At 50.8% G+C, this 20,971-nt stretch carries 19 protein-coding genes, 8 tRNA genes and 1 pseudogene; 19 read left to right on the top strand and 9 right to left on the bottom strand.

Annotated elements, in window-relative coordinates; genetic code table 11:
• Nucleotides 1-69: 69 nt before the first annotated feature.
• The 16 genes from ftsH to C792_RS0113705 all read left to right on the top strand — a co-directional run bounded on the left by ftsH (nt 70) and on the right by C792_RS0113705 (nt 9,252).
• On the top strand, nt 70-2,208 hold the full coding sequence (gene ftsH, locus C792_RS0113780; protein ID WP_017550041.1) for an ATP-dependent zinc metalloprotease FtsH: 2,139 nt from the start codon (nt 70-72) through the stop codon (nt 2,206-2,208).
• A gap of 58 nt (nt 2,209-2,266) precedes the next feature.
• Nucleotides 2,267-3,136: an Hsp33 family molecular chaperone HslO gene (gene hslO / locus C792_RS0113775; protein ID WP_017550040.1), complete on the top strand. Its 870-nt coding sequence runs from the start codon at nt 2,267-2,269 to the stop codon at nt 3,134-3,136.
• 67 nt (nt 3,137-3,203) lie between these two features.
• A complete protein-coding gene (cysK, locus tag C792_RS0113770; RefSeq protein ID WP_017550039.1) occupies nt 3,204-4,133 on the top strand; it encodes a cysteine synthase A in 930 nt (309 codons plus the stop codon).
• A gap of 127 nt (nt 4,134-4,260) precedes the next feature.
• The gene (gene folP, locus C792_RS0113765) at nt 4,261-5,049 is read left to right on the top strand and encodes a dihydropteroate synthase (protein ID WP_017550038.1); all 789 of its coding nucleotides are present in this window, start codon (nt 4,261-4,263) and stop codon (nt 5,047-5,049) included.
• Nucleotides 5,042-5,407, top strand: coding sequence for a dihydroneopterin aldolase (gene folB, locus C792_RS0113760; protein ID WP_017550037.1), 366 nt, complete (start codon nt 5,042-5,044; stop codon nt 5,405-5,407). The genes folP and folB overlap by 8 nt, the downstream gene beginning before the upstream one ends.
• Nucleotides 5,407-5,883, top strand: coding sequence for a 2-amino-4-hydroxy-6-hydroxymethyldihydropteridine diphosphokinase (gene folK, locus C792_RS0113755; RefSeq protein WP_017550036.1), 477 nt, complete (start codon nt 5,407-5,409; stop codon nt 5,881-5,883). The genes folB and folK overlap by 1 nt, the downstream gene beginning before the upstream one ends.
• Nucleotides 5,876-6,871 (top strand): tRNA dihydrouridine synthase DusB, encoded by a 996-nt coding sequence (dusB, locus tag C792_RS0113750; protein ID WP_017550035.1) that lies wholly within the window; start codon nt 5,876-5,878, stop codon nt 6,869-6,871. The genes folK and dusB overlap by 8 nt, the downstream gene beginning before the upstream one ends.
• Nucleotides 6,872-6,882: 11 nt before the next feature.
• A complete protein-coding gene (gene lysS / locus C792_RS0113745) occupies nt 6,883-8,370 on the top strand; it encodes a lysine--tRNA ligase (RefSeq protein ID WP_017550034.1) in 1,488 nt (495 codons plus the stop codon).
• A gap of 132 nt (nt 8,371-8,502) precedes the next feature.
• A tRNA-Val gene (locus tag C792_RS0113740) sits at nt 8,503-8,578 on the top strand.
• A 9-nt stretch (nt 8,579-8,587) separates the two neighbouring features.
• Nucleotides 8,588-8,663: transfer RNA gene (locus C792_RS0113735), tRNA-Thr, on the top strand.
• Nucleotides 8,664-8,674: 11 nt separating this feature from the next.
• A tRNA-Gly gene (locus C792_RS0113730) sits at nt 8,675-8,749 on the top strand.
• A gap of 63 nt (nt 8,750-8,812) precedes the next feature.
• Nucleotides 8,813-8,886, top strand: a tRNA-Arg gene (locus C792_RS0113725).
• 12 nt (nt 8,887-8,898) lie between these two features.
• Nucleotides 8,899-8,972, top strand: a tRNA-Pro gene (locus C792_RS0113720).
• A gap of 10 nt (nt 8,973-8,982) precedes the next feature.
• Nucleotides 8,983-9,065, top strand: a tRNA-Leu gene (locus C792_RS0113715).
• Between the two features lie 20 nt (nt 9,066-9,085).
• Nucleotides 9,086-9,158, top strand: a tRNA-Ala gene (locus tag C792_RS0113710).
• 20 nt (nt 9,159-9,178) lie between these two features.
• Nucleotides 9,179-9,252 (top strand) — tRNA-Ile (locus C792_RS0113705).
• Nucleotides 9,253-9,285: 33 nt separating this feature from the next.
• Here the strand turns inward: C792_RS0113705 and pdxR are convergent.
• On the bottom strand, nt 9,286-10,623 hold the full coding sequence (gene pdxR / locus C792_RS14570; protein WP_017550033.1) for a MocR-like pyridoxine biosynthesis transcription factor PdxR: 1,338 nt from the start codon (nt 10,621-10,623) through the stop codon (nt 9,286-9,288).
• Nucleotides 10,624-10,724: 101 nt separating this feature from the next.
• Here pdxR and pdxS point away from each other — a divergent pair, with 101 nt between their 5' ends.
• Both pdxS and pdxT read left to right on the top strand, forming a co-directional pair.
• On the top strand, nt 10,725-11,609 hold the full coding sequence (gene pdxS, locus C792_RS0113695) for a pyridoxal 5'-phosphate synthase lyase subunit PdxS (protein ID WP_017550032.1): 885 nt from the start codon (nt 10,725-10,727) through the stop codon (nt 11,607-11,609).
• Nucleotides 11,609-12,187 carry a pyridoxal 5'-phosphate synthase glutaminase subunit PdxT gene (gene pdxT / locus C792_RS0113690; RefSeq protein ID WP_026090379.1) on the top strand — a complete coding sequence of 193 codons (579 nt, stop codon included), beginning with the start codon at nt 11,609-11,611 and terminating at the stop codon, nt 12,185-12,187. The genes pdxS and pdxT overlap by 1 nt, the downstream gene beginning before the upstream one ends.
• Before the next feature lie 65 nt (nt 12,188-12,252).
• Here the strand turns inward: pdxT and C792_RS14805 are convergent.
• From C792_RS14805 to C792_RS0113645, 8 genes and pseudogenes are all read right to left on the bottom strand, one after another.
• Nucleotides 12,253-13,820: pseudogene (locus tag C792_RS14805) on the bottom strand (IS3 family transposase).
• 94 nt (nt 13,821-13,914) lie between these two features.
• Entirely contained in the window at nt 13,915-14,898 is a 984-nt protein-coding gene (locus C792_RS0113675; protein WP_017550028.1) for an ABC transporter substrate-binding protein, read from the bottom strand.
• A gap of 16 nt (nt 14,899-14,914) precedes the next feature.
• Nucleotides 14,915-15,694, bottom strand: coding sequence for an ABC transporter permease (locus tag C792_RS0113670; RefSeq protein ID WP_026090377.1), 780 nt, complete (start codon nt 15,692-15,694; stop codon nt 14,915-14,917).
• The gene (locus C792_RS0113665) at nt 15,627-16,469 is read right to left on the bottom strand and encodes an ABC transporter ATP-binding protein (RefSeq protein WP_017550026.1); all 843 of its coding nucleotides are present in this window, start codon (nt 16,467-16,469) and stop codon (nt 15,627-15,629) included. The genes C792_RS0113670 and C792_RS0113665 overlap by 68 nt, the downstream gene beginning before the upstream one ends.
• 112 nt (nt 16,470-16,581) lie before the next feature.
• The gene (locus C792_RS0113660) at nt 16,582-17,121 is read right to left on the bottom strand and encodes a hypothetical protein (protein ID WP_017550025.1); all 540 of its coding nucleotides are present in this window, start codon (nt 17,119-17,121) and stop codon (nt 16,582-16,584) included.
• A complete protein-coding gene (locus C792_RS0113655) occupies nt 17,115-17,741 on the bottom strand; it encodes a lysophospholipid acyltransferase family protein (protein ID WP_017550024.1) in 627 nt (208 codons plus the stop codon). Before C792_RS0113655 ends, C792_RS0113660 begins: the two co-directional genes overlap by 7 nt.
• 12 nt (nt 17,742-17,753) lie before the next feature.
• Nucleotides 17,754-18,692, bottom strand: a complete 939-nt coding sequence (locus tag C792_RS0113650) for a phosphatidate cytidylyltransferase (RefSeq protein ID WP_017550023.1) — start codon at nt 18,690-18,692, stop codon at nt 17,754-17,756.
• Nucleotides 18,692-19,297, bottom strand: coding sequence for a CDP-alcohol phosphatidyltransferase family protein (locus C792_RS0113645; RefSeq protein ID WP_017550022.1), 606 nt, complete (start codon nt 19,295-19,297; stop codon nt 18,692-18,694). The genes C792_RS0113650 and C792_RS0113645 overlap by 1 nt, the downstream gene beginning before the upstream one ends.
• 362 nt (nt 19,298-19,659) lie before the next feature.
• Here C792_RS0113645 and C792_RS0113640 point away from each other — a divergent pair, with 362 nt between their 5' ends.
• Entirely contained in the window at nt 19,660-20,970 is a 1,311-nt protein-coding gene (locus C792_RS0113640) for a CitMHS family transporter (protein WP_017550021.1), read from the top strand.
• Nucleotide 20,971: the final 1 nt, after the last annotated feature.

The raw sequence follows: 20,971 nt of genomic DNA, 5'->3' as shown, positions 1-20,971 counted from the left end.
AACAGTGGAATATTATTGTGAAATTATGGTATTATTTCTGTTAGTCGTATTAGAAATGGAGGTTTACGGATGCCTAAAAATGTGGGCCGTAACATAGTGCTGATATTGATTTTATCAGTGATCATGTTTGGTATTTTTCAAAGTTTTAATGGCGATTCCGCCCTTGAGGAAGAACTGCAGTACAATCAATTTCTCGATGAGCTGAATGCCGGTAACATAGAAGAGCTTTCAATTCAGCCGGAGCAGAACGTCTACCTGATCGAAGGGAGGCTGTCCGGCCAGGATGAACAGGAATCCTTTACATCGGTGATTCCGTACAACAGCACAGAAGATCTTGATCAGATACTGGAGACTGCAAAAGCGCAGGACGGTCTGAACTTCACCATTGAACCTGCGGAGGAGCAGAGTCCATGGACAAGCATGCTGTTCACATTCATACCGCTCCTGCTTATCCTCTTCCTCTTCCTGTTCCTGATGAGTCAGGCACAAGGCGGCGGCGGAGGCGGCGGCAAAGTGATGAACTTCGGCAAGAGCAAGGCGAAGCTCTACGACCAGAATAAGAAAAAAGTGCGCTTCGAAGATGTCGCAGGTGCGGATGAGGAGAAACAGGAACTCATTGAAGTCGTCGATTTCCTGAAAGATCCGCGCCGTTTCGACAGGATCGGTGCCCGTATTCCGAAAGGTGTTCTTCTTGTAGGCCCTCCAGGTACAGGTAAGACGCTCATCGCCCGTGCAGTGGCAGGCGAAGCGGGCGTGCCTTTCTTCTCGATCAGTGGTTCGGACTTCGTGGAAATGTTCGTCGGTGTCGGTGCATCACGTGTGCGCGACCTGTTCGAGAACGCGAAGAAAAACTCACCGTGTATCATCTTCATCGATGAAATCGATGCAGTCGGCCGTCAGCGTGGTGCAGGTGTCGGCGGCGGTCACGATGAGCGTGAGCAGACGCTCAACCAGCTTCTTGTGGAGATGGATGGCTTCGGGGAAAACGAAGGCATCATCATGATTGCCGCAACAAACAGACCCGACATCCTTGACCCGGCACTGCTCCGCCCCGGCCGTTTCGACAGGCAGATCCCTGTCGCCCGTCCGGATGTGAGAGGCCGTGAAGCGGTGCTTAAAGTACATGCGAAAAACAAACCGCTTGATGAAACAGTTGATCTTGCTGCACTTGCGGCACGTACTCCGGGCTTCTCCGGTGCCGACCTTGAGAATCTTCTGAATGAAGCGGCTCTGGTGGCCGCAAGAGGAAACAAGCGCAAGATTGACATGCGTGATGTTGACGAGGCGACCGACAGAGTGATTGCCGGTCCTGCCAAGAAGAGCAAGGTCATCTCCGAGAAAGAGCGCAACATTGTTGCATTCCACGAAGCCGGGCATACGATAATCGGCATGGTGCTCGATGATGCTGATATGGTCCACAAAGTGACGATTGTGCCGCGTGGACAGGCAGGCGGCTATGCGGTCATGCTTCCGAAAGAGGACCGCTACTTCATGACGAAACCGGAGCTTGAAGACAAGATCGTCGGACTTCTCGGCGGCCGTGTATCAGAGGAAATCAATTTCGGAGAAGTTTCCACAGGTGCCCATAATGACTTCCAGAGGTCTACCGGCATTGCACGCAGCATGGTTGTGGAATACGGTATGAGTGAAAAGCTCGGTCCGCTCCAGTTCGGCGACTCCAACGGCCAGGTGTTCCTGGGTAAAGATATGCAGTCGGACCCTAACTACTCTGATGCGATTGCATATGAAATCGACCAGGAAATGCAGAACATCGTCAAGACGCAATACGAACGCTGCCGCCAGATTCTGACTGAACACAAAGAGCAGCTGACATTGATTGCAGAAACACTGCTGGTCGAAGAGACGCTTGACCGTGAACAGATCGAGGGACTCTTCTATAACGGAAAATTGCCTGAGCGCAATTTTGAAGACCATACAGTGGATGAAGACGAGGATAAAGTCGGGCCGTCCTATGAAGACGTCAAAAAAGGTCTGGATAGATATTCAGAGGATGACGAAACTGAAGAACGCGACATGGTGGAGCGGGAAGAGACTTCCCGTGAGTACGACCGCCGCGAACAGGAACGCCGCGAAGAAGAGCGCAACAGTCAGCACAGGCTAGCTGAAGAAAGAACAGATTCGGAGGAACCGGCGCAGGGCCCAGAAGGCCGTGACGGGGAACTCGATGATGACAGCAGAAGACGCTAAGACACGTGTGAAGTCGCCCGGTTGGGCGACTTTTGTGTGATATTAGGGAGGAAAATACATGGATCATCTGATCAGAGGAATCGGAATGAACGATGAAATAAGAATATTTTCTGTCGACACGACAGAAACGGTAGACGAAGCGGTCACAAGGCACGGGGCATATCCGACAGCTGCTGCGGCCCTCGGCCGTACGATGACTGCCGGGCTCATGATGGGTTCTATGCTGAAAAATGAAGAAAAGGTGACTGTGACACTGCAGGGCGGTGGCCCGATCGGCGCAATCGTCGTCGACAGCAATGCCGGGGGCAAAGTGCGCGGGTACTTGAGCAACCCCCAGGTGCATTTCCCGCTGAATGAACATGGCAAGCTTGACGTACGGCGTGCAGTGGGCACGGACGGGTTTCTCAACGTGGTCAAGGACATTGGGCTGAAGGAGCATTTCACAGGCTCCACCGAAATCATTTCCGGGGAAATCGGGGAGGATTTTTCCTACTACTTCTATACGAGTGAGCAGGTGCCTTCCATTGTGGCACTTGGTGTTCTTGTGAATCCGGATAATACGATAAAAGCCGCCGGAGGCTTCATCATACAGGTCATGCCCGGCGCGAGCGAGGAGACGATGGACTTCCTCGACAGGCGGGCGGCTGAAATGACGCCTGTATCGAAGCTGATCGACCAGGGACTCACGCCTTCGGAGATCATCGACGAAATCATCGGCCGTAACAACTGGCGCAAGCTCGATGAAATGCCTGTGGCATTCGAATGTACATGTTCCAAGGAACGTTTCCTGAATGCTATTGCTACACTTGATGCCCGGGAAATTGTTACAATGATCAAAGAGGACGGCGGAGCGGAAGCGGACTGTCATTTCTGCCGCAACAAAGTCTGGATCGAGAAAGAGGAGCTGGAGGCGCTTATCACGCATTAAAGTTGATTTCACGGTGCATTAGTGGTACATTATTCATAGCTATTAACTAGGGATAAAGGAGCATATTATGAGTAAAATTTATAATAATATTTCAGAAGTAATCGGCAACACACCACTTGTAAAATTGAACAACCTTACTGATGATGACTCAGCTGATATTTACGTTAAGCTTGAATTCATGAACCCTGGAAGCTCTGTAAAAGACAGAATCGCGCTCTCGATGATCGAAGCGGAGGAAAAAGAGGGCAAACTTGATAAAGACACGACCATCATAGAGCCGACGAGTGGTAACACTGGTATCGGTCTTGCCATGGTCGCCGCCAGCAAAGGGTACAAGGCGACACTCGTCATGCCGGATACTATGAGTAAGGAACGCCGCAACCTGCTCAAGGCATACGGGGCGGAACTGATTCTGACCCCCGGCGCCGAAGGTATGAAAGGCGCGATAAAAAAGGCGGAGGAGCTTGCAGAGAAGCATGGCTACTTCATGCCGCAGCAGTTTGAGAATATGGCGAACCCTGAGATCCATGCGAGAACGACAGGCAGAGAGCTTGTGGAGCAGACTGAGGGGCTTTCCGTCGACGGGTTCGTATCCGGAATCGGCACGGGCGGTACGATTTCAGGTGCAGGAAAAGTGTTGAAAGAGGCACATCCTGAACTCAGAATCTATGCGCTTGAGCCTGAAGACTCAGCCATACTGAGCGGCGGGGAACCGGGACCCCATAAGATCCAGGGCCTCGGCGCCGGTTTTGTACCGGGTACATTGAATACTGAAGTGTACGATGAAGTCGTGACCGTGGGCAACGAAGCAGCAATGGAAAGGGCGCGTGAAATGGCGGCAAAAGAAGGGATTCTCGGAGGCATATCTTCGGGTGCCGCAGTCGAAGCATCCATCCGGGTGGCCAAGAAACTGGGCAAAGGCAAGAACGTCATCACGGTCCTGCCATCCAATGGTGAGAGATACCTTTCCACACCGCTTTTCAACTTTGAAGATTAAGAACCACTGGTGGCCAGATACCATACCCCGCGCGGGGTATGGTATTTTATTTTTGGCGCAGGCCATTATATTTCTCCCCCGGGACGTGTTATAATATGTCTATTATTATGGAATAGAGGATGATAGTATGGAGCGGCTCAAAATAATGGGCATACTGAATGTGACACCGGATTCATTCAGTGACGGCGGGAAATATAATTCTGTGGAAGACGCATCCGTTCGTGCGCGCAGCATGGTTGATGAAGGTGTGGATATCATAGATGTCGGGGGCTATTCAACGCGTCCCGGCCATAAGGAAATCACAGAGGAGGAAGAGATCAGCCGCGTTGTGCCGGTAATAGAAGCGATACGGGATCTCGGACCGGACATTTCCATCGACACTTTCCGGGGACCTGTGGCACGCCGGGCGCTTGAAGCCGGCGCGACCATGATCAATGACCAGTGGCGCGGAACATATGATGAAACGATTCTTGACGCCGCCCGTGACTTCGATGCTCCGATATTCCTGATGCACAATAATGATCATGCGTCGTACGGGGATGTGGTGGAAGACATGATCCGTGAGCTTGTGGAGTCTGCGGAACTCGCCAAATCCCACGGTGTAAAAGAGGGGAACATCTGGCTTGATCCGGGGATAGGCTTTGTAAAGTCCCGTGAAGAGGAACTGGAAGTCATGCGCCGTCTCGATGAGCTGGTCGCAGTCGGCTACCCTGTGCTCCTTGCGACGAGCCGTAAACGGATGGTCAAAGAACTCATGGGTGAAGAGGCTCCCGCCCATGCCCGCGATGAGGCGACAGCGGCGACAACGATTCACGGCATCAACAAAGGTGTCGCCGGTGTGCGCGTCCATAATGTCGCATTGAACCGCAAGCTGGTCGATGCCTATGTCAGACTGAAGGGGGACCTCGATGGATAACATCAGATTGAATGGTATCAAGACCTATGCCTATCACGGTGTCTTCGACGCGGAGCAAAAGCTCGGCCAGTTCTTCATCACGGATGTGGTGATGTATCTTAATCTTTCGGCAGCCTCTAAGCATGACGACCTGGAGCAGACTGTGCATTACGGTGAAGCTTATGAAATGATCGAGGAAATCATCAAAGGCCCGCCTGTGAACCTGATCGAGCATCTGGCTGAAAAAGTGTCGGCAGCCCTGTTTGACCGGTATGATAAAATAATAGAGACAGAAGTGACAATAGCGAAGCCAAACCCTCCCATCGAGGGAAATTATGATAATGTGAGCATTACACTGAACAGAAAGCGGGAAGAATAATGGCAGTTGCATATTTGGGTCTCGGGAGCAACCTGGGGAACCGCAGGGAGAACCTTGATTCTGCCGTCCGCAGGCTCGATGGACAGAACGAAATCAGTGTGACGAAACGATCGTCACTGTATGAGACAGAGCCTTACGGCAAGACGGACCAGCCCGACTTCATCAACATGTGTGTAGAGGTTGATACGCGCATCTCACCTCTGGAGCTTCTGGAGACGGTGTTGGCCATCGAACATGAACTCGGCCGGGTGCGCAAGGAAGTATGGGGCCCGCGGACAATAGATATCGATATACTGTTGTATGAAGATCTGGAACTCTCCCTTGATGACCTGAGCATTCCACACACGGAGATGCACAAGCGCGCGTTCGTTCTGGAACCATTGGCCGAAATTGCGGGCGGACGGATCCATCCGGTATTTGGTAAGACCGTGCAGACGCTGAAGGAAGAACTGGAAGCCGGTGAGAAGAATGTTTAAAATCGGAGATGTGCAGATCGAAAACCGTGTGGTGCTTGCCCCCATGGCGGGCGTCTCCAACGCAGCGTTCAGGCTGACCGTCAAAGAATTCGGCGCCGGGCTCGTATGTGCCGAAATGATCAGCGACAAGGCACTTTTATTCGGCAATGAAAAGACGATGCGCATGCTTTACATCGATGAGAATGAACGTCCCCTGTCCCTCCAGATATCAGGCGGGGAGAAGGACACGCTTGTTGAAGCGGCGAAATATGTGGATCAGAATACGACGGCGGACATCATCGATATCAACATGGGATGTCCGGTTTCCAAGATCATCCGCTGTGAAGCGGGCGCACGCTGGCTCCTCGACCCGGATAAGATCTACGACATGGTCAGCGCCGTGGTCGAAAATGTATCGAAGCCGGTGACGGTGAAGATGCGCATCGGCTGGGACAGTGATCATATCTACGCTGTCGAGAATGCAAAGATGGCGGAGCGTGCCGGCGCTGCCGCAATCAGCATGCATGGACGGACACGGGAGCAGATGTACGAAGGGGTTGCAGACTGGGGTGTCATCAGACGGGTCAAAGAGGCCGTCAGCATTCCGGTCATCGGCAACGGTGATGTCACATCCCCGGAACTCGCTGAAAAGATGCTGGATGAGACGGGGGTCGATGCGGTCATGATCGGCCGCGAGGCGCTCGGCAATCCGTGGATGATCTACCGGACGGTGCATTATCTGAAGACGGGAGAACTTGCGGCAGAACCTGAAATGGAAGAGAAGATGGACATCATGAAACTGCACATGGACCGTCTGATCCATCTTAAGGGCGAAAAACTGGCAGTACTCGAGATGCGTAAGCATGCGTCATGGTACTTGAAGGGCATCAAAGGCAACGGCAATATGCGCAGGCAGATCAACCAGGCGGAGTCACGCCTGGAGCTTGCGGGAATCATCGATGACTTCATGGAAGTACACCAGGCAAATAAAAAACAAATGACAGTATAGGAGAGAGATACGTGAGTGAAGAACTGAATGACCAGATAGCGGTCAGACGTGAAAAGATGCAGCAGCTGATCGATCTCGGAATCGATCCATTTGGAGAGAAATTCGAACGCACGGCATATACGGATCGTCTCAAAGAGGAGTGGGACCAGTTTACGAAAGAGGAACTGGCCGAGAAGGAAGATATTTCCGGTACAGTGATTGCAGGGCGGCTGATGACAAAACGCGGCAAAGGCAAGGCGGGCTTTGCCCATATCCAGGATATCAACGGTCAGATCCAGATCTATGTCCGCAAGGACCAGATTGGCGAGGAGGCCTTCGATATATGGAACCAGTCCGACCTCGGCGATATTGTCGGTGTCAAAGGTGTCATGTTCAAGACGAACACAGGAGAGCTTTCTGTGAAGGCGCAGGAGTTCACTTCGCTGACAAAGGCACTCAGACCGCTGCCGGATAAATATCATGGCTTGAAGGATGTCGAGGAGCGTTACCGCAAACGTTACCTGGACCTGATTACAAGCGAAGATTCCAAAGGGACGTTCATCAAGCGCAGCCTGATCATCCAGGAGATGCGCAATTATCTGAACCAGCGCGGTTTCCTGGAAGTCGAGACGCCGATGATGCATACAATCGCCGGCGGGGCGCAGGCACGTCCTTTCGTCACCCATCACAACGCACTCGACATGGAACTGTTCATGCGCATTGCAATCGAACTTCATCTGAAACGCCTGATTGTCGGGGGACTTGAAAAAGTCTACGAAATCGGCAGGGTATTCAGGAACGAAGGGATATCCACAAGGCATAACCCTGAATTCACAATGATCGAGCTGTATGAGGCTTATGCGGACTTCCATGACATCATGGACCTTACGGAAGAAATGATTGCATATATCGCAAACCATGTAACAGGTTCCATGATTGTCCAGTATGATGGACAGGAAATCGACCTGACACCGGAGTGGAGACGTGTACACATCGTGGATGCCGTCAAGGCACAGACGGGCGTCGACTTCTATGAAGTCAGGACGGACGAAGAAGCCCATGCGCTTGCCAAAGAGCATGGCATTGAAGTCCAGCCGTCCATGACCTACGGTCATATACTCAATGAATTCTTCGAGCAGAGAGTGGAGGATACGCTTGTACAGCCGACATTCATATTCGGTCATCCGATTGAAATTTCCCCGCTTGCGAAACAGAATCCGGAGGACCCGAGATTTACAGACCGTTTCGAGCTCTTCATCGTCGGACGTGAACATGCCAATGCATTTACCGAGCTCAACGACCCGATCGATCAGAGGAAACGGTTCGAAGCACAGGTGGCAGAAAAGGAAGCGGGCAACGACGAAGCCCACGAAATGGACGAGGACTTCCTCGAGGCGCTTGAATACGGCATGCCGCCCACAGGCGGACTGGGCATCGGCATCGACCGCCTTGTCATGTTGCTGACGGACTCTGCCTCCATCAGGGATGTGCTCCTGTTCCCTTATATGAGGATGAAATGATGTAAAAGTACCAGAATGATGCACCCGGAACTCCCGGGTGTATTATTCCAATAATAAAAACGCCGGAAGTGTTGACTAAAATGCTGTTCATGGTATATTATATAAAAGTCGACGTTATTAATAAGCCCTACAGGAGAATTAGCTCAGCTGGGAGAGCATCTGCCTTACAAGCAGAGGGTCGGCGGTTCGAACCCGTCATTCTCCACCATTAATAATAGCCGGCCTAGCTCAATTGGTAGAGCAACTGACTTGTAATCAGTAGGTTGGGGGTTCAAGTCCTCTGGCCGGCACCATTCACTATAATGCGGAAGTAGTTCAGTGGTAGAACATCACCTTGCCAAGGTGGGGGTCGCGGGTTCGAATCCCGTCTTCCGCTCCATTTTTATTAAGCGGTCATGCCGTTTTATTTTTTTTGAAACAAACAACTCAAATTATTATATATGCGCCCGTAGCTCAATTGGATAGAGCGTTTGACTACGGATCAAGAGGTTAGGGGTTCGACTCCTCTCGGGCGCGCTTGTACAGCCACGGGAAGTAGCTCAGCTTGGTAGAGCACTTGGTTTGGGACCAAGGGGTCGCAGGTTCGAATCCTGTCTTCCCGATTTGTATTACGCGGGTGTGGCGGAATTGGCAGACGCGCTAGAATCAGGATCTAGTGTCTTTACGACGTGGGGGTTCGAGTCCCTTCACCCGCATTTTCCTATATATGTTTCATGGGGGCTTAGCTCAGCTGGGAGAGCGCCTGCTTTGCACGCAGGAGGTCAGCGGTTCGATCCCGCTAGTCTCCACTTTTTTAATTACATAGTGGGGGCCTATAGCTCAGCTGGTTAGAGCGCACGCCTGATAAGCGTGAGGTCGGTGGTTCGAGTCCACTTAGGCCCATTCAAAAAGCACGGAAATATCCGTGCTTTTTTATTATGGGAAAATATCCCCGAGAAATGCCGCCAGTATATCCATTATCTCTTCCGCACTCTTTTCGCCGATGCCGATCAGAACTGTATCCGTCAGTCCCTCCGATTGCGAATACCTGCTGCCGTGGACTATGCTGTGTTTTTCAGCCGGGGTATGGAGGTCTGTACCCGGTACACTCAGCATGAAATGCATGCCGGTATGATCCCCGTATATTTCAATGCCTTCATATTCCCTCCTGAGCCACGAGGTCACAGCCTCCATCTTTGTACGGTAGATTTTGCGCACCCTGTTGATATGCCGCTCCAGATAACCGCGCTCCATGAAATGGGCGACGATGAGCTGCATCTGCCGCGGCACATTGCATGAAAGACGCTTTGCATAATAAAGTTCCGCCAGCCTCTTCGGCAGCACCATGCAGGAGAGCCTGAGCGAGGGATAGAGTGCCTTTGAGAATGTGCTCATGTAAATGGTCCGGTCGTTCTGATCGAGTCCCTGCATTGAGGACAGAGGCCGTCCTGTGTATCTGAATTCACTGTCATAGTCATCCTCGATGATATAGCTGCCCGCGGCGTCTGCATGATTCAGCAGCTGAATGCGCTTTTGAAGCGACAGGACGACACCACTCGGAAACTGATGGGATGGAGTGACGTGGACGACCGGGTTGGAGAGGGCAAGAACGGTTCCGACATCCACGCCGTCCTCTCTGACCGGGGCGAAATCGACTTTGCTGCCGAGCCGCTGCAGAACCTTTTTGATGACGGGATAGCCCGGGTCCTCGATTGTCATTGCCGGATGCCCCATCAGATAGAGAAGCTGCTCGAGCAGGAATTCCGTGGAGGGTCCGATGAAGATCTGATCGGTTGAACAGTTGACGCCCCTGTTGATATGCAGGTAATGCCTGATCTGCTCCCTGAGCCTCCTTTCCCCGCTTTCATCCCCGAGGTTCAACAGCTCATCATCAGAAAATACCTCCCTGGCGATATGCTTCAGTACATCACTCTGGACAATCGTTGTATCAATCGTGCCAGGGGGCAGGGTGTAGTACTTTTTCTTTTTCCTCACTATGTCGGCTGCGGTCTCCCTGTTTCCCCCTTTCAGCTGTGCAACAGGGGTGACGAAATAGCCACTTTTCTCCCTGCTGTATATCAGGTCTTCATCCAGCAGGCGGCCGTAGGCATTTTCAATCGTCGTCTGGCTGATGGAAAGGTCGCGCTGCAGCTGACGCTTGCTCGGGAGTCTCTCATCATTCTCAAGTTCGCCGTCGATGATCTGCTGCCTGATGATATCATAAATCTGTTCGAATAAAGGGATGCCCGAATTCTTGTCCAGACTGATCAGCATAATCTGACCTCCTCAATCTATTTCAAACTGATACTTTAGAGTGTTCAGATCTTATTCTATACTATTTTAGTATAATCTCAATAGGAAAGGGAGTCGTAAGCATGCAGCAGACAGGAACTGAAAGGGTCAAAAGAGGTATGGCGGAAATGCAGAAGGGCGGCGTAATCATGGATGTCGTCAATGCGGAGCAGGCCAAAATTGCTGAAGCGGCGGGAGCTGTTGCGGTCATGGCGCTTGAACGTGTGCCATCCGATATCAGGGCAGCGGGCGGCGTCGCAAGGGCATGCGATCCGCGCATCGTCGAAGAAGTGGTGGACGCGGTATCCATACCGGTAATGGCGAAGTGCAGGATCGGACACATCACCGAAGCGAGGGTGCTGGAGTCGCTTGGAGTGGACTATATAGATGAATCTGAAGTCCTTACGCCGGCGGATGAGGTATTCCATCTAAAAAAGGATGATTATACGGTTCCGTTCGTATGCGGCTGCCGCAACATCGGCGAAGCGGCAAGGCGGATCGGGGAAGGCGCCTCCATGCTGCGCACGAAGGGGGAACCTGGCACCGGCAATATTGTCGAAGCGGTCAGGCACATGAGGATGGTCAACCAGGAAGTGCGTCAGATTTCAGTGATGAGCGATGATGAACTCATGACCGAGGCGAAAAACCAGGGTGCACCTTACGATGTCCTCAGGGAGATAAAGAAACTCGGCAAACTGCCGGTCGTGAATTTTGCGGCAGGCGGCGTTGCGACGCCGCAGGATGCGGCGCTCATGATGGAACTCGGTGCAGACGGTGTATTCGTCGGCTCAGGCGTGTTCAAGTCGGAGAATCCGGAGAAGTTTGCCAAGGCGATCGTTGAAGCGACGACGCACTACCAGGACTACGAACTGATCGGCAGGCTGGCGAAAGAGCTTGGTTCGGCGATGGCAGGCATCGATATCAGCCAGCTGTCGCTGGAAGATAGGATGCAGGAACGCGGATGGTAATGAACGTCGGCATACTCGCCCTGCAGGGGGCTGTGAGGGAGCATGCGGACCTTGTCGAAGCATGCGGCCATGAAGCGGTGCCCATCAAACGGGTGGAGGAACTTAAGTATATAGACGGCCTAATCCTCCCGGGCGGCGAATCCACCACGATGCGCCGGCTGATGGACCGCTATGGCTTCACAGAAGCGCTCCGGCGAAGCAGCCTTCCCATGTTCGGCACATGCGCCGGACTGATACTGCTTGCCGCAGACGTGACAGACCGGAGCGGAGGCCACTTGGGAAAGCTCGATATCACTGTCGCGAGGAACTCATTCGGCCGGCAGGTCGACAGTTTTGAAGCACAACTGGATGTTAAGGGCATAGACGAAAAAGCGGAAGCGGTCTTCATCCGTGCCCCGCATATCGTGTCAGTCGGCAGCGGGGTGGACATCCTTTCCGAAACCGGCGGCAAAATCGTTGCGGTACGCTCGGAACACCATCTCGGCATCTCGTTTCATCCGGAGCTCACCGATTCCACAGTATTCCATCAGTATTTCATTGACATGGTTGAATCGCATGCTGCGGAAACAACACGGTAAAATTAAAAAGCGCGGGATCAACTTGAACTGCCACCCGTCAAGTAGACACGTAAATAATAAAATAATTATGCTGCAGCCTGTGCCCGGAACTCCATCGGGGACAGGCTGTTTAGTTTCGCTTGAAATCTGTCGTGATTATAAAATTTGATGTATTGTTCAATATCAGCTTCCAATGTTTCAAACGTCGTATACATCTTTAAATCGTAACACTCACACTTAAAATGGCCGAAGAAACTTTCCATGGGTGCATTATCCGTGCACGTCGCCAGTCGGGACATACTGCGTGTCATTCCGGCTTCTGTCGTGATTTGACGAAATGCTTTAGATGTATACTGTGAGCCGCGATCCGAATGGATCATCGGTGTGGCATCCGGATACATTTCAATCGCGTCTTTGAGTGTATCCATGACCAGTGGATTATCATTCCTTTTTCGTACTTTGTACGCCACGATAGACCCATCATAGACATCTTTAATGGCACTTAAATATGCTTTCTGACCGATGCCATATTTAAGGTAGGTGACATCAGTCAACCATTTCTCATTCGGCGCCGTGGCAGTGAAGGCGCCGTTTAAGTGATTGGCTTCGATATTCTGATAACCGGTCTTCGTACAATACCCGTTAGACCGGCGGATACAGGACCGGAGCCCCAGTTTAATGAGTAATCGACGGATTCGCTTATGATTATATTGTGTGCCATGTCTACGATTAATATTCATTGTCAGGCGACGGTAGCCATAGATGCCCTTAAATTCATTGAACATGGTCTTCACAACGCCCAGTAACCATTGATTTTCTTCTTCATGGGGCGTCGGCGCCCGGTTCACCCACTTATAATATCCTGACCGCGAAACACCCAGAATGTCACATAGGTGTTGAATCGATGTGTGGGTCTCTTGATGGTATTCATATATCGCCTGAAAGTACCGGGTATATCGACCGAGTTGAACGGATCCCGCCTTTCGATGGCTTTCAACTTTTTTAACAGACCGGATTCAGCCTCTAAGTATTGATTTCGATGTTCCAGTTCTTTGATCTTTAGCTGGAGCTGTTCTTCATCTGTTAACGTCTCTTTCGACGCCAGTCCTTTGCCGCGACGGTCCTGTAATGCCATAGTGCCCCCGGATTCATACTTCTTTACCCAGCTGTACACCTGCTGATAAGAGACATCATACTTTTCCGCGGCCCCATGGTAATCCCGATCTCTTGCGAGCGTGTATTGTACGATTTCAACACGCTCTTTCCATATTGTTTTACGGCCTTTAGTCATCTTAGACATCCCTTTCCCAGTGGATTTAAGTGATTTACCACCAGTATACTTGGATATCCATCGACGTAAAACTGAAGTGCTGCTCATTTGATATTTTTGGCTGATATCTCTCAGACTGCCTTTATGGTTCAGGTAATCTTTCACAGCGTTCTGCTTGGTTTCTTCTGAATAGTGCTTCCACATTTTTGATTCCTTTAAACCGTCCATACCATATGTCTCATACCGATACACCCAATTTTTAAGTGTACTTTCCCATAATTGATAGTGCTTGGATACGCGATGGATGGATCGGTTCTCATCCACCACCTGTCGGACGATATTCACCTTTTCATCTAATGTATGTTTACTGGTTCGCTTAGACATAGAAATCTCCCCTTATAGTATTTACAGAGTGTTTATTATTTCTCTGTCTACTACAAGGGGAGCATATCAACTCATGTTGATCCCGCGCTTTTTATCATTCATCATCTTCAAGTACTGCATCGAGGAATTCGGTATTGACGAGCCCTTCGATTTCATCTGAAGGTGTGTATTCAGCCTCGCTGCTGATGGCTGCCATTTCCTGCAGTACCTCCTCATTGATCTCATAGGTCGGATTCAGCCGGTTGCTGGCCTCGAGTGTCTCCTCATAATCAAGTTCCTGGCCGGAAATTTCAGCAATATGGTCGACAAATATCTGCACGGCCTCCTCCTGGTTCTGCTGGAAGAATTCGACGGCCTTCATATGTGCACGGATATAACCTTCTGTGAGTTCCGGATTGCTGTCTGTGAATCCCTGGCGGGCGGTCACGACTGTAGTCGTGGAGTCAGTGCCCCATGCAAATTCCTCTTCGTCGAGCAGGATGTCGGCGTTGGCCTGGTTTTCAAGGAATACACCCCACGGCTCCTGTGTAGCCGCGGCATCCACATCACCCTGGAGGAAGAGGCCGGAAGTGTCGGCAGGTGCCTGGGGCACCATTTCAACGTCGTCAGCAGTGAGCCCCGCATCTTCAAGGACTTTGCGCAGCATGATGTCCTGGGTGGAGCCGATGGTAGGGATGGCGATTCTCGCTCCCTCCAGATCCTCCACGCTCCCGATTCCTGCATTCTCGGCTGTAGCGAGTACCGCACCGCCGTTTACGGCACCTGCAATGATCTCATGGGCCGGATTCCTCAAATAAGTATTTGTTGTCGGGGAGGGGCCGACGGTCCCGATGTCGAATTCATCCGTCGACATTGCCTCCATGAATGCACTGCCGTCAGGGAATGTCATCGTATCGATTGAAATGTCCTCTCCGAATTCCTCCTGGAGGTAGCCGTTCTCAAGAGCGATTATTGTAGTGATATGTGTGAAGTTCGGAAAGTATCCGATGCGCACTTCTTCCGCCTCATCTTCTGGAGCACCGCAGCCGGAGATGATTAGTGTCATCATTATTAAAAAACCGATGAGTGTTCTTTTCATGTAATTCATCCTCTCACTATGTTCTGAGTCCCCATTTTCTGGAGACAGAGCGTTCCATCCTGAGGAACACCTGGTTGTCTATGATGGTGCCGATTAAGCCGATGACGATCATGATCGAAAGTACCAGATCCATGGCCTGTGTTGAGCGGCCGAGGTCGAGCAGGTAGCCGAGTCCGCCGGCTGCTCCGAGCAGCTCACCGGCCATGATGGCGCGCCATGCGAATGCCCATGCGACCCGGAGGCCTGAAATGATATGGGGTACCGAAGCGGGCAGTATGACGGTTCTGAGCAGGTGTGCTCCTGATGAGCCGAGAGTTCGTGCCGCATTGATGTAGATTGAGGGCACGTTCTTGAAGCCGGCACTTGAGTTGACGGTCATCGTCCATGTGGCGCCGATCGCCACGATGAATAGGATTGCCGTGTTCCCAAGCCCGAACCAGACGATTGCCAGTGGGAACCAGACAATGCTCGGAATGGACTGCAGAGCGGTGACGAAGTATCCCAGTGTATCATCCACCCATTTGAAGCGGGCGATCAGGAACCCGAATGTAAGGCCGAGGACCACGGCAATCAGAAAACCGATGAGCAGCCGGCTGAGTGTCACTCCCGTGGCTGCTAGGATCTGACCGGACATTATGCCGCCGGCCAGCGTCTTGAGCACTGTGACACCACCGGGCACGCTCGGGATGATCAGGGGCGGAAACATGAAGGTCGGAAAGATTCCGGCCTTAGATATGACTTCCCATATTGCTATGATCACTATCACGAACACGACTCTTCTCAAGATGGTAGTCATCGCCAAATTCCTCCTTAAGCACTTTTTCCATTTCCTCTTCCAGATCTTCCATCACGCGCCTTTCCAGATCCACAACATTACTGTCCGAGGGATCCCTGGGACGTGCCGCCTGAACGGTGAACTCCCTCTTCAGGGAGCCCGGTCTTGTACTCATGAGCAGCACCCTGTCCGAGAGTGTCAGTGCTTCCCTGATATTATGTGTGATGAACAGTATCGTCTTCCCCGTGTCCTGCCAGATCCTCTGCAGTTCCTTGTGCAATACAAGGCGCGTCTGTTCATCAAGTGCCGCGAACGGTTCGTCCATCAGAAGGACATCAGGATCCATGACGAGTGCACGGGCAATGGCCACACGCTGCTTCATGCCGCCGGACAGCTCGTGGGGATACGAACCTGTGAAGTTGGCCAGATGGACCATTCTGAGCCCCTCCATTGCCTTTTCATGGGCTTCCTCTTTGCTCATCTTCTTGCGCAGGAGCCCGTATGTAACATTTTCAATCACTGTCATCCATGGAAACAGTCCACCCTCCTGGAAGACGACCACACGGTCAGTTCCGGGGCCGGTGACTGTCCTGCCATTCATCAGCACTTCCCCGGAAGTCGGAGCATCCAGGCCGGCGACCAGTTTCAATATCGTGGATTTGCCGCATCCCGACGGACCGATCAATGATACAAATTCGCCCTCTGAAATATTGAAATCAATGTCATCCAGAACCTCAAGCGTCTCCCCTTTACCTTTCTGGAATGATTTGTTGACTTCCTTCAAACTGACTTTCATGGTGCGCACACCTCCTTTAATTCCTACTAAACATATAAGGATTATATGCCAGTTTTTACATTGCTGTCAAGGAGGCATGAGAGATTTCAAATGAAAAGGGTGTCCAGAGCATTTAAAGCGGATGGACACCGAAATAGATGGTATAGACAATGACCCAGACAGCAGCCCACATCAGAATCTTCCATTTCATATGAAGGGATGCAAAAGTTATGCGGGAGAGGAAAAATGCGATGGCTGAAACAGCGATGAAACGAATGAGGCGTGCAGGTATGCTGATGAGCATGAAACTGAACAGACCTGTGTAGGCGGGACCTTCCATGGCAAATAACTTGTACGGTACTCCGGACAGTGGTCCGAACAGAATGGCAGCCAGGCCATCTTCCCCCATTGTACGATTCACATGCTCAATCATATATCCGTGTATGGCGGGGATTCGTGAAATCCATTCCTGGACGAAAGCATGGTGGTGTACACTTGTCAGAAAAAGGATCAGTCCGCCGGTCATGGCGCCGGCAAGACAGAAGATGTTGGTCCGGGCAACTTTTGTGAAGTCCGATGCAGTCAGGGCGTACAGTGAAAGGATGACATCGGGGATTATGAAGAACCAGGTCGCTTCACTGAATCCCCACAGGAAGATGAGCAGCATCACCATGATCTGAAACGCCCTTCTTCCTGCAGCTTATCCATACTGCAGTTGAGAGTCTCCATGAATACTTTCCGGTTGTCCGTATAATTGAAAGGTTCACCGATCAGAACATCCACGAAAAACGGCACAAAGACTTTCGAGCCTTTGGGCAGCGCTTTGCCGAGACCATGCATGAACACTGGAATGATTGGGACATCGGGCCGTTCCCGCATGAGGTAATAGATGCCGCTTTTATACTTGCTCAGCTGTTCCGCCTCGCCGCGTGAACCTTCGGGAAACAGGATGATGATACCATCTTCGTCAAGGGATTCCAGGACTGGTTCGAACATTCCCCTGAAATCTTTTGTGATTTTGCGATGTATCGGAATGATATTCATCACCTTTGTCGAGAAGAATTTCAGATATTTATTCCTCATGAAATAATCCCCGGCAGCCACGGGCCTCGTTTTACTGAATGACCTGCCTTTGAATAAAGACATCAGGACCAGTGTGTCCAGGTGACTGTTATGATTGGCGATGATGACACATGGCCCTTTTGCGGGCAGCCTTTCATAGTGTCTGATATTCAGGCCGAGAATGAACAGTATCAACGGCCGGACAAGTATGGAAAAAAGTATATTTCTCATCATATCCACATCCTAAAAGTAGAAGAACCGGGTGAAATGGAGAAACAGCGGGGCAGTGTAGGTCAGAGAATCCACCCGGTCCAGTATGCCGCCATGCCCGGGTATGGCGGTTGATGTATCTTTAATGTTCAGATCACGTTTTACTGCAGATATATTCACATCCCCTATGAACCCTGTCAGTCCGATGTACAGTCCCGCAATCATGCTTGAGATCAGGGAGAAAGGTGTGATGAGGGGTGCGAGCAGGACCGCAATGAGTGTCGTCGTCAGTGCGCCGCCGACGAAGCCCTCCCATGTTTTACTAGGGGAGACTTTCGGGAGGATCTTCCTTTTCCCGAGCATCTTGCCCCATATGAACTGCGCGACGTCGTTTACCTGGGTCAGCACTACCAGGAACAGCACCAGACCGGCACCCGCCACACTGTTCTCTTTGCCCGGGAGGACAAGGAGGTATGCAAGGTGGGAAAGTCCGAAGACCATGAGCATGATACCCCACTGGACAGAAGCGATCGAGTGTAGAAAGCCTTTGGTCTCCCCGACGATGATCGCCTGTATCGGGATAAGCAGGAACATGTATACGGGAATGAATATGATGAACATGCCGTATGAACCGATGTAGATGAAGAAAAACTGTATCGGAATGGTCAGGTATGCCCAAAAGAGCACAAGTCTGTGGGCACGGTTGAACGGTATGAGTGAAAAGAACTCCTTAAGTGCAAGGAAACACAGCAGCGCCATGAAAATCAGGGAGATTGTCGAGTGAATGACGAGTGCGATGGTGAAGATGGCGAACATCATCCACCAGGAACGGATTCTCAAAGAGACTTCATCCAAGGTTTTGCCTGGCCGGCGCTTCTTCATTATGAAAGAGATGACTGAAGACGAAATGAGGACTGCGACGATGGCGACCAGTACATAGAGCACTTCTTCGGTAATAAGGTTCAGGTTCATTACATATTTACCTCCAGTCCATTTTTGATGCGTTTGAAGATATTAAGAACAATCATGAGAGAGGCTGCGAGGAATATAATCCACAAATATGGATCAACAGGCAGTCCCAAAGCGATGAGAACAGACAGCAGACCAATCAGAAAAGCGCGGTCGCTCTTACCCATGGGGCCGTCATAGCGCCTTTCGCCGGACACTGTCTCCGCTATGACCCCGGCCATTTCGCTCGTCAGGCTGAACAGTATGAAAATAATGACTGTAATTTCCGCACCCTCTGCAAGGAGCATGAAAGGAAGGAAGAGGGCGGCGTCGCTTATGACATCCGTCAGTTCGTTGAGGAATTTTCCGAGTGACGTCTGCATGTTGTATTTTTTTGCGAGCACGCCGTCAATTGCATTCATCGCCATGCGTATGAACAGGAAGATTGGCAGAATGATGTAGACCAGGATGCTCTCATGGTTGAGATAGAACATTATACCGAGCAGGACTGAAAGGAAGCAGGCGGCGATGGTCACCTGATTGGGCGTTATATTCATACGGTACAGACGGTCCACGATCGGCAGCAGCATCCGCTGGAACCGTGGTTTAAATTCATAGATGCTGATCATGGGTATTCCTCCTACTGTGTATAATTATCCCTATGATATCTAATAGTCAAAAGTCTTACAACCAGGTACGGGAAGAGTGTGTATTTAATTAGTAAATTGATTAAACCTGAAGAAGTGTTTAGATGGTAATGACAAATTATTGAACAGTAAAAATTCTAAAAATTCAAGTCTTTATTTTATTTTGATGGTCATTTATAATGAAATATCATTAAAGGGTTTTCACATGGGATTTTATTCACCTTATTATGAAAGCGCTTGCTGACGCGTTTTCATAATAACTGGCAATATTTCTGTTGTTACTTATTGTAGAAGGATTATATGAAATTATGATAAGGGGAATTTGAGGATCAAGGAGTAGGTCTATGCTTAGCATTATTGGTTTATTGGTCATAGCTATTATCGTAACATTGTTAATTACTCAAAAGCTTAACCCGATTGTTGCGCTGGTGATTGTGCCGTTCATCGGTGCGCTCGCCGCAGGATTCGGGTTTGGAGAAATTACGGAGTTCTTCAATGATGGCATAAATTCCGTCATTTCCGTAGTTATCATGTTTGTCTTCGCCATCCTGTTCTTTGGAGTCATGCAGGATACAGGATTGTTCAATCCGATTATCAATAAGATGGTTAAACTTTCCCGCGGCAATGTTGTCCTGGTCGCAATCGCCACGGTATTAATCGGTGCGATTGCGCACCTGGACGGTTCAGGTGCCTCAACTTTCCTGATAACCATACCGGCATTGCTCCCGCTGTATAAGAAACTGAACATGAGCCCCTATATGCTCGTCATGCTTATAGGTATGAGTGCCAGTATCATGAATATGGTGCCGTGGGGCGGGCCGCTCGGGCGTACAGCGGCCGTGCTGAGTGTGGAACCTCCGGAATTATGGCGGCCGCTCATTCCACTGCAGGGGATCCTTATTATACTGCTGGCATCCATGGGTGCCCTGGTAGGAAAACTCGAACAGAACCGGCTTAAAAAGAACGGTCTGTTAAACGGCGATATAAACTTCAATCAATTCACACTGAGCGAAGAGAAAGACGAGTCGGCTGCAGAGCTTGAAAGACCCGGATTGCTATGGTTCAACCTGCTTCTGACATTGCTTGTCGTGGCGTTTCTCATGTGGGGAGCGCTCCCTGCCGGACTCATATTCATGCTTGCGGTAAGTATTGCACTCCCTGTGAACTATACGGATATGAATGTTCAGATGCAGCGTATACGGGCACATGCACCGAGTGCACTGATGATGGCGGCAATCATCCTTGCGGCCGGTTCTTTCCTCGGCATACTCGAGAACAGTGGCATGCTCGATTCATTGGCAGAAGATATAGTGGTGATATTGCCGGGCTTCCTGATACCATACCTTCATTATATCATTGGTATATTCGGTGCACCGCTCGAACTGGTCCTGAACACAGATGCTTACTATTTTGCACTGCTGCCTGTCGTGGAGCAGATAGTTTCTGTGCATGGCGTCGATCAGATTACTGCCGCCTATTCACTCATGATCGGCAATATCATCGGTACTTTCATAAGCCCGTTCTCTCCGGCACTCTGGCTGGCCGTCGGGCTCGCGGGTATCGAGATGGGCCGTTACATCAGATATGCAATCTTCTGGGTATGGGGCTTCAGCCTTCTTGCCATGGCAGCCGCATTTTTAATGGGAATAATCTAAT

This window comes from Salinicoccus carnicancri Crm, from assembly GCF_000330705.1.
Taxonomy (GTDB): domain Bacteria; phylum Bacillota; class Bacilli; order Staphylococcales; family Salinicoccaceae; genus Salinicoccus; species Salinicoccus carnicancri.
The sequence above is the reverse complement of the archived record's forward strand: the minus strand, read 5'-3'. Positions and strand labels throughout refer to the sequence as shown.

Excerpts from the sequence above, each read along its gene's own strand:
- C792_RS0113640 (WP_017550021.1), top strand. The coding sequence starts at position 19,660 with ATGCTTAGCATTATTGGTTTATTGGTCATAGCTATTATCGTAACATTG.
- folB (WP_017550037.1), top strand. The coding sequence starts at position 5,042 with ATGGATAACATCAGATTGAATGGTATCAAGACCTATGCCTATCACGGT.
- C792_RS0113670 (WP_026090377.1), bottom strand. The coding sequence starts at position 15,694 with ATGACTACCATCTTGAGAAGAGTCGTGTTCGTGATAGTGATCATAGCA.
- C792_RS0113665 (WP_017550026.1), bottom strand. The coding sequence starts at position 16,469 with ATGAAAGTCAGTTTGAAGGAAGTCAACAAATCATTCCAGAAAGGTAAA.
- C792_RS0113675 (WP_017550028.1), bottom strand. The coding sequence starts at position 14,898 with ATGAAAAGAACACTCATCGGTTTTTTAATAATGATGACACTAATCATC.
- dusB (WP_017550035.1), top strand. The coding sequence starts at position 5,876 with ATGTTTAAAATCGGAGATGTGCAGATCGAAAACCGTGTGGTGCTTGCC.
- C792_RS0113660 (WP_017550025.1), bottom strand. The coding sequence starts at position 17,121 with ATGGTGATGCTGCTCATCTTCCTGTGGGGATTCAGTGAAGCGACCTGG.
- pdxR (WP_017550033.1), bottom strand. The coding sequence starts at position 10,623 with ATGCTGATCAGTCTGGACAAGAATTCGGGCATCCCTTTATTCGAACAG.
- C792_RS0113645 (WP_017550022.1), bottom strand. The coding sequence starts at position 19,297 with ATGATCAGCATCTATGAATTTAAACCACGGTTCCAGCGGATGCTGCTG.
- hslO (WP_017550040.1), top strand. The coding sequence starts at position 2,267 with ATGGATCATCTGATCAGAGGAATCGGAATGAACGATGAAATAAGAATA.
- C792_RS0113655 (WP_017550024.1), bottom strand. The coding sequence starts at position 17,741 with ATGAGAAATATACTTTTTTCCATACTTGTCCGGCCGTTGATACTGTTC.
- pdxS (WP_017550032.1), top strand. The coding sequence starts at position 10,725 with ATGCAGCAGACAGGAACTGAAAGGGTCAAAAGAGGTATGGCGGAAATG.
- C792_RS0113650 (WP_017550023.1), bottom strand. The coding sequence starts at position 18,692 with ATGAACCTGAACCTTATTACCGAAGAAGTGCTCTATGTACTGGTCGCC.
- cysK (WP_017550039.1), top strand. The coding sequence starts at position 3,204 with ATGAGTAAAATTTATAATAATATTTCAGAAGTAATCGGCAACACACCA.
- folK (WP_017550036.1), top strand. The coding sequence starts at position 5,407 with ATGGCAGTTGCATATTTGGGTCTCGGGAGCAACCTGGGGAACCGCAGG.
- pdxT (WP_026090379.1), top strand. The coding sequence starts at position 11,609 with ATGAACGTCGGCATACTCGCCCTGCAGGGGGCTGTGAGGGAGCATGCG.
- ftsH (WP_017550041.1), top strand. The coding sequence starts at position 70 with ATGCCTAAAAATGTGGGCCGTAACATAGTGCTGATATTGATTTTATCA.
- folP (WP_017550038.1), top strand. The coding sequence starts at position 4,261 with ATGGAGCGGCTCAAAATAATGGGCATACTGAATGTGACACCGGATTCA.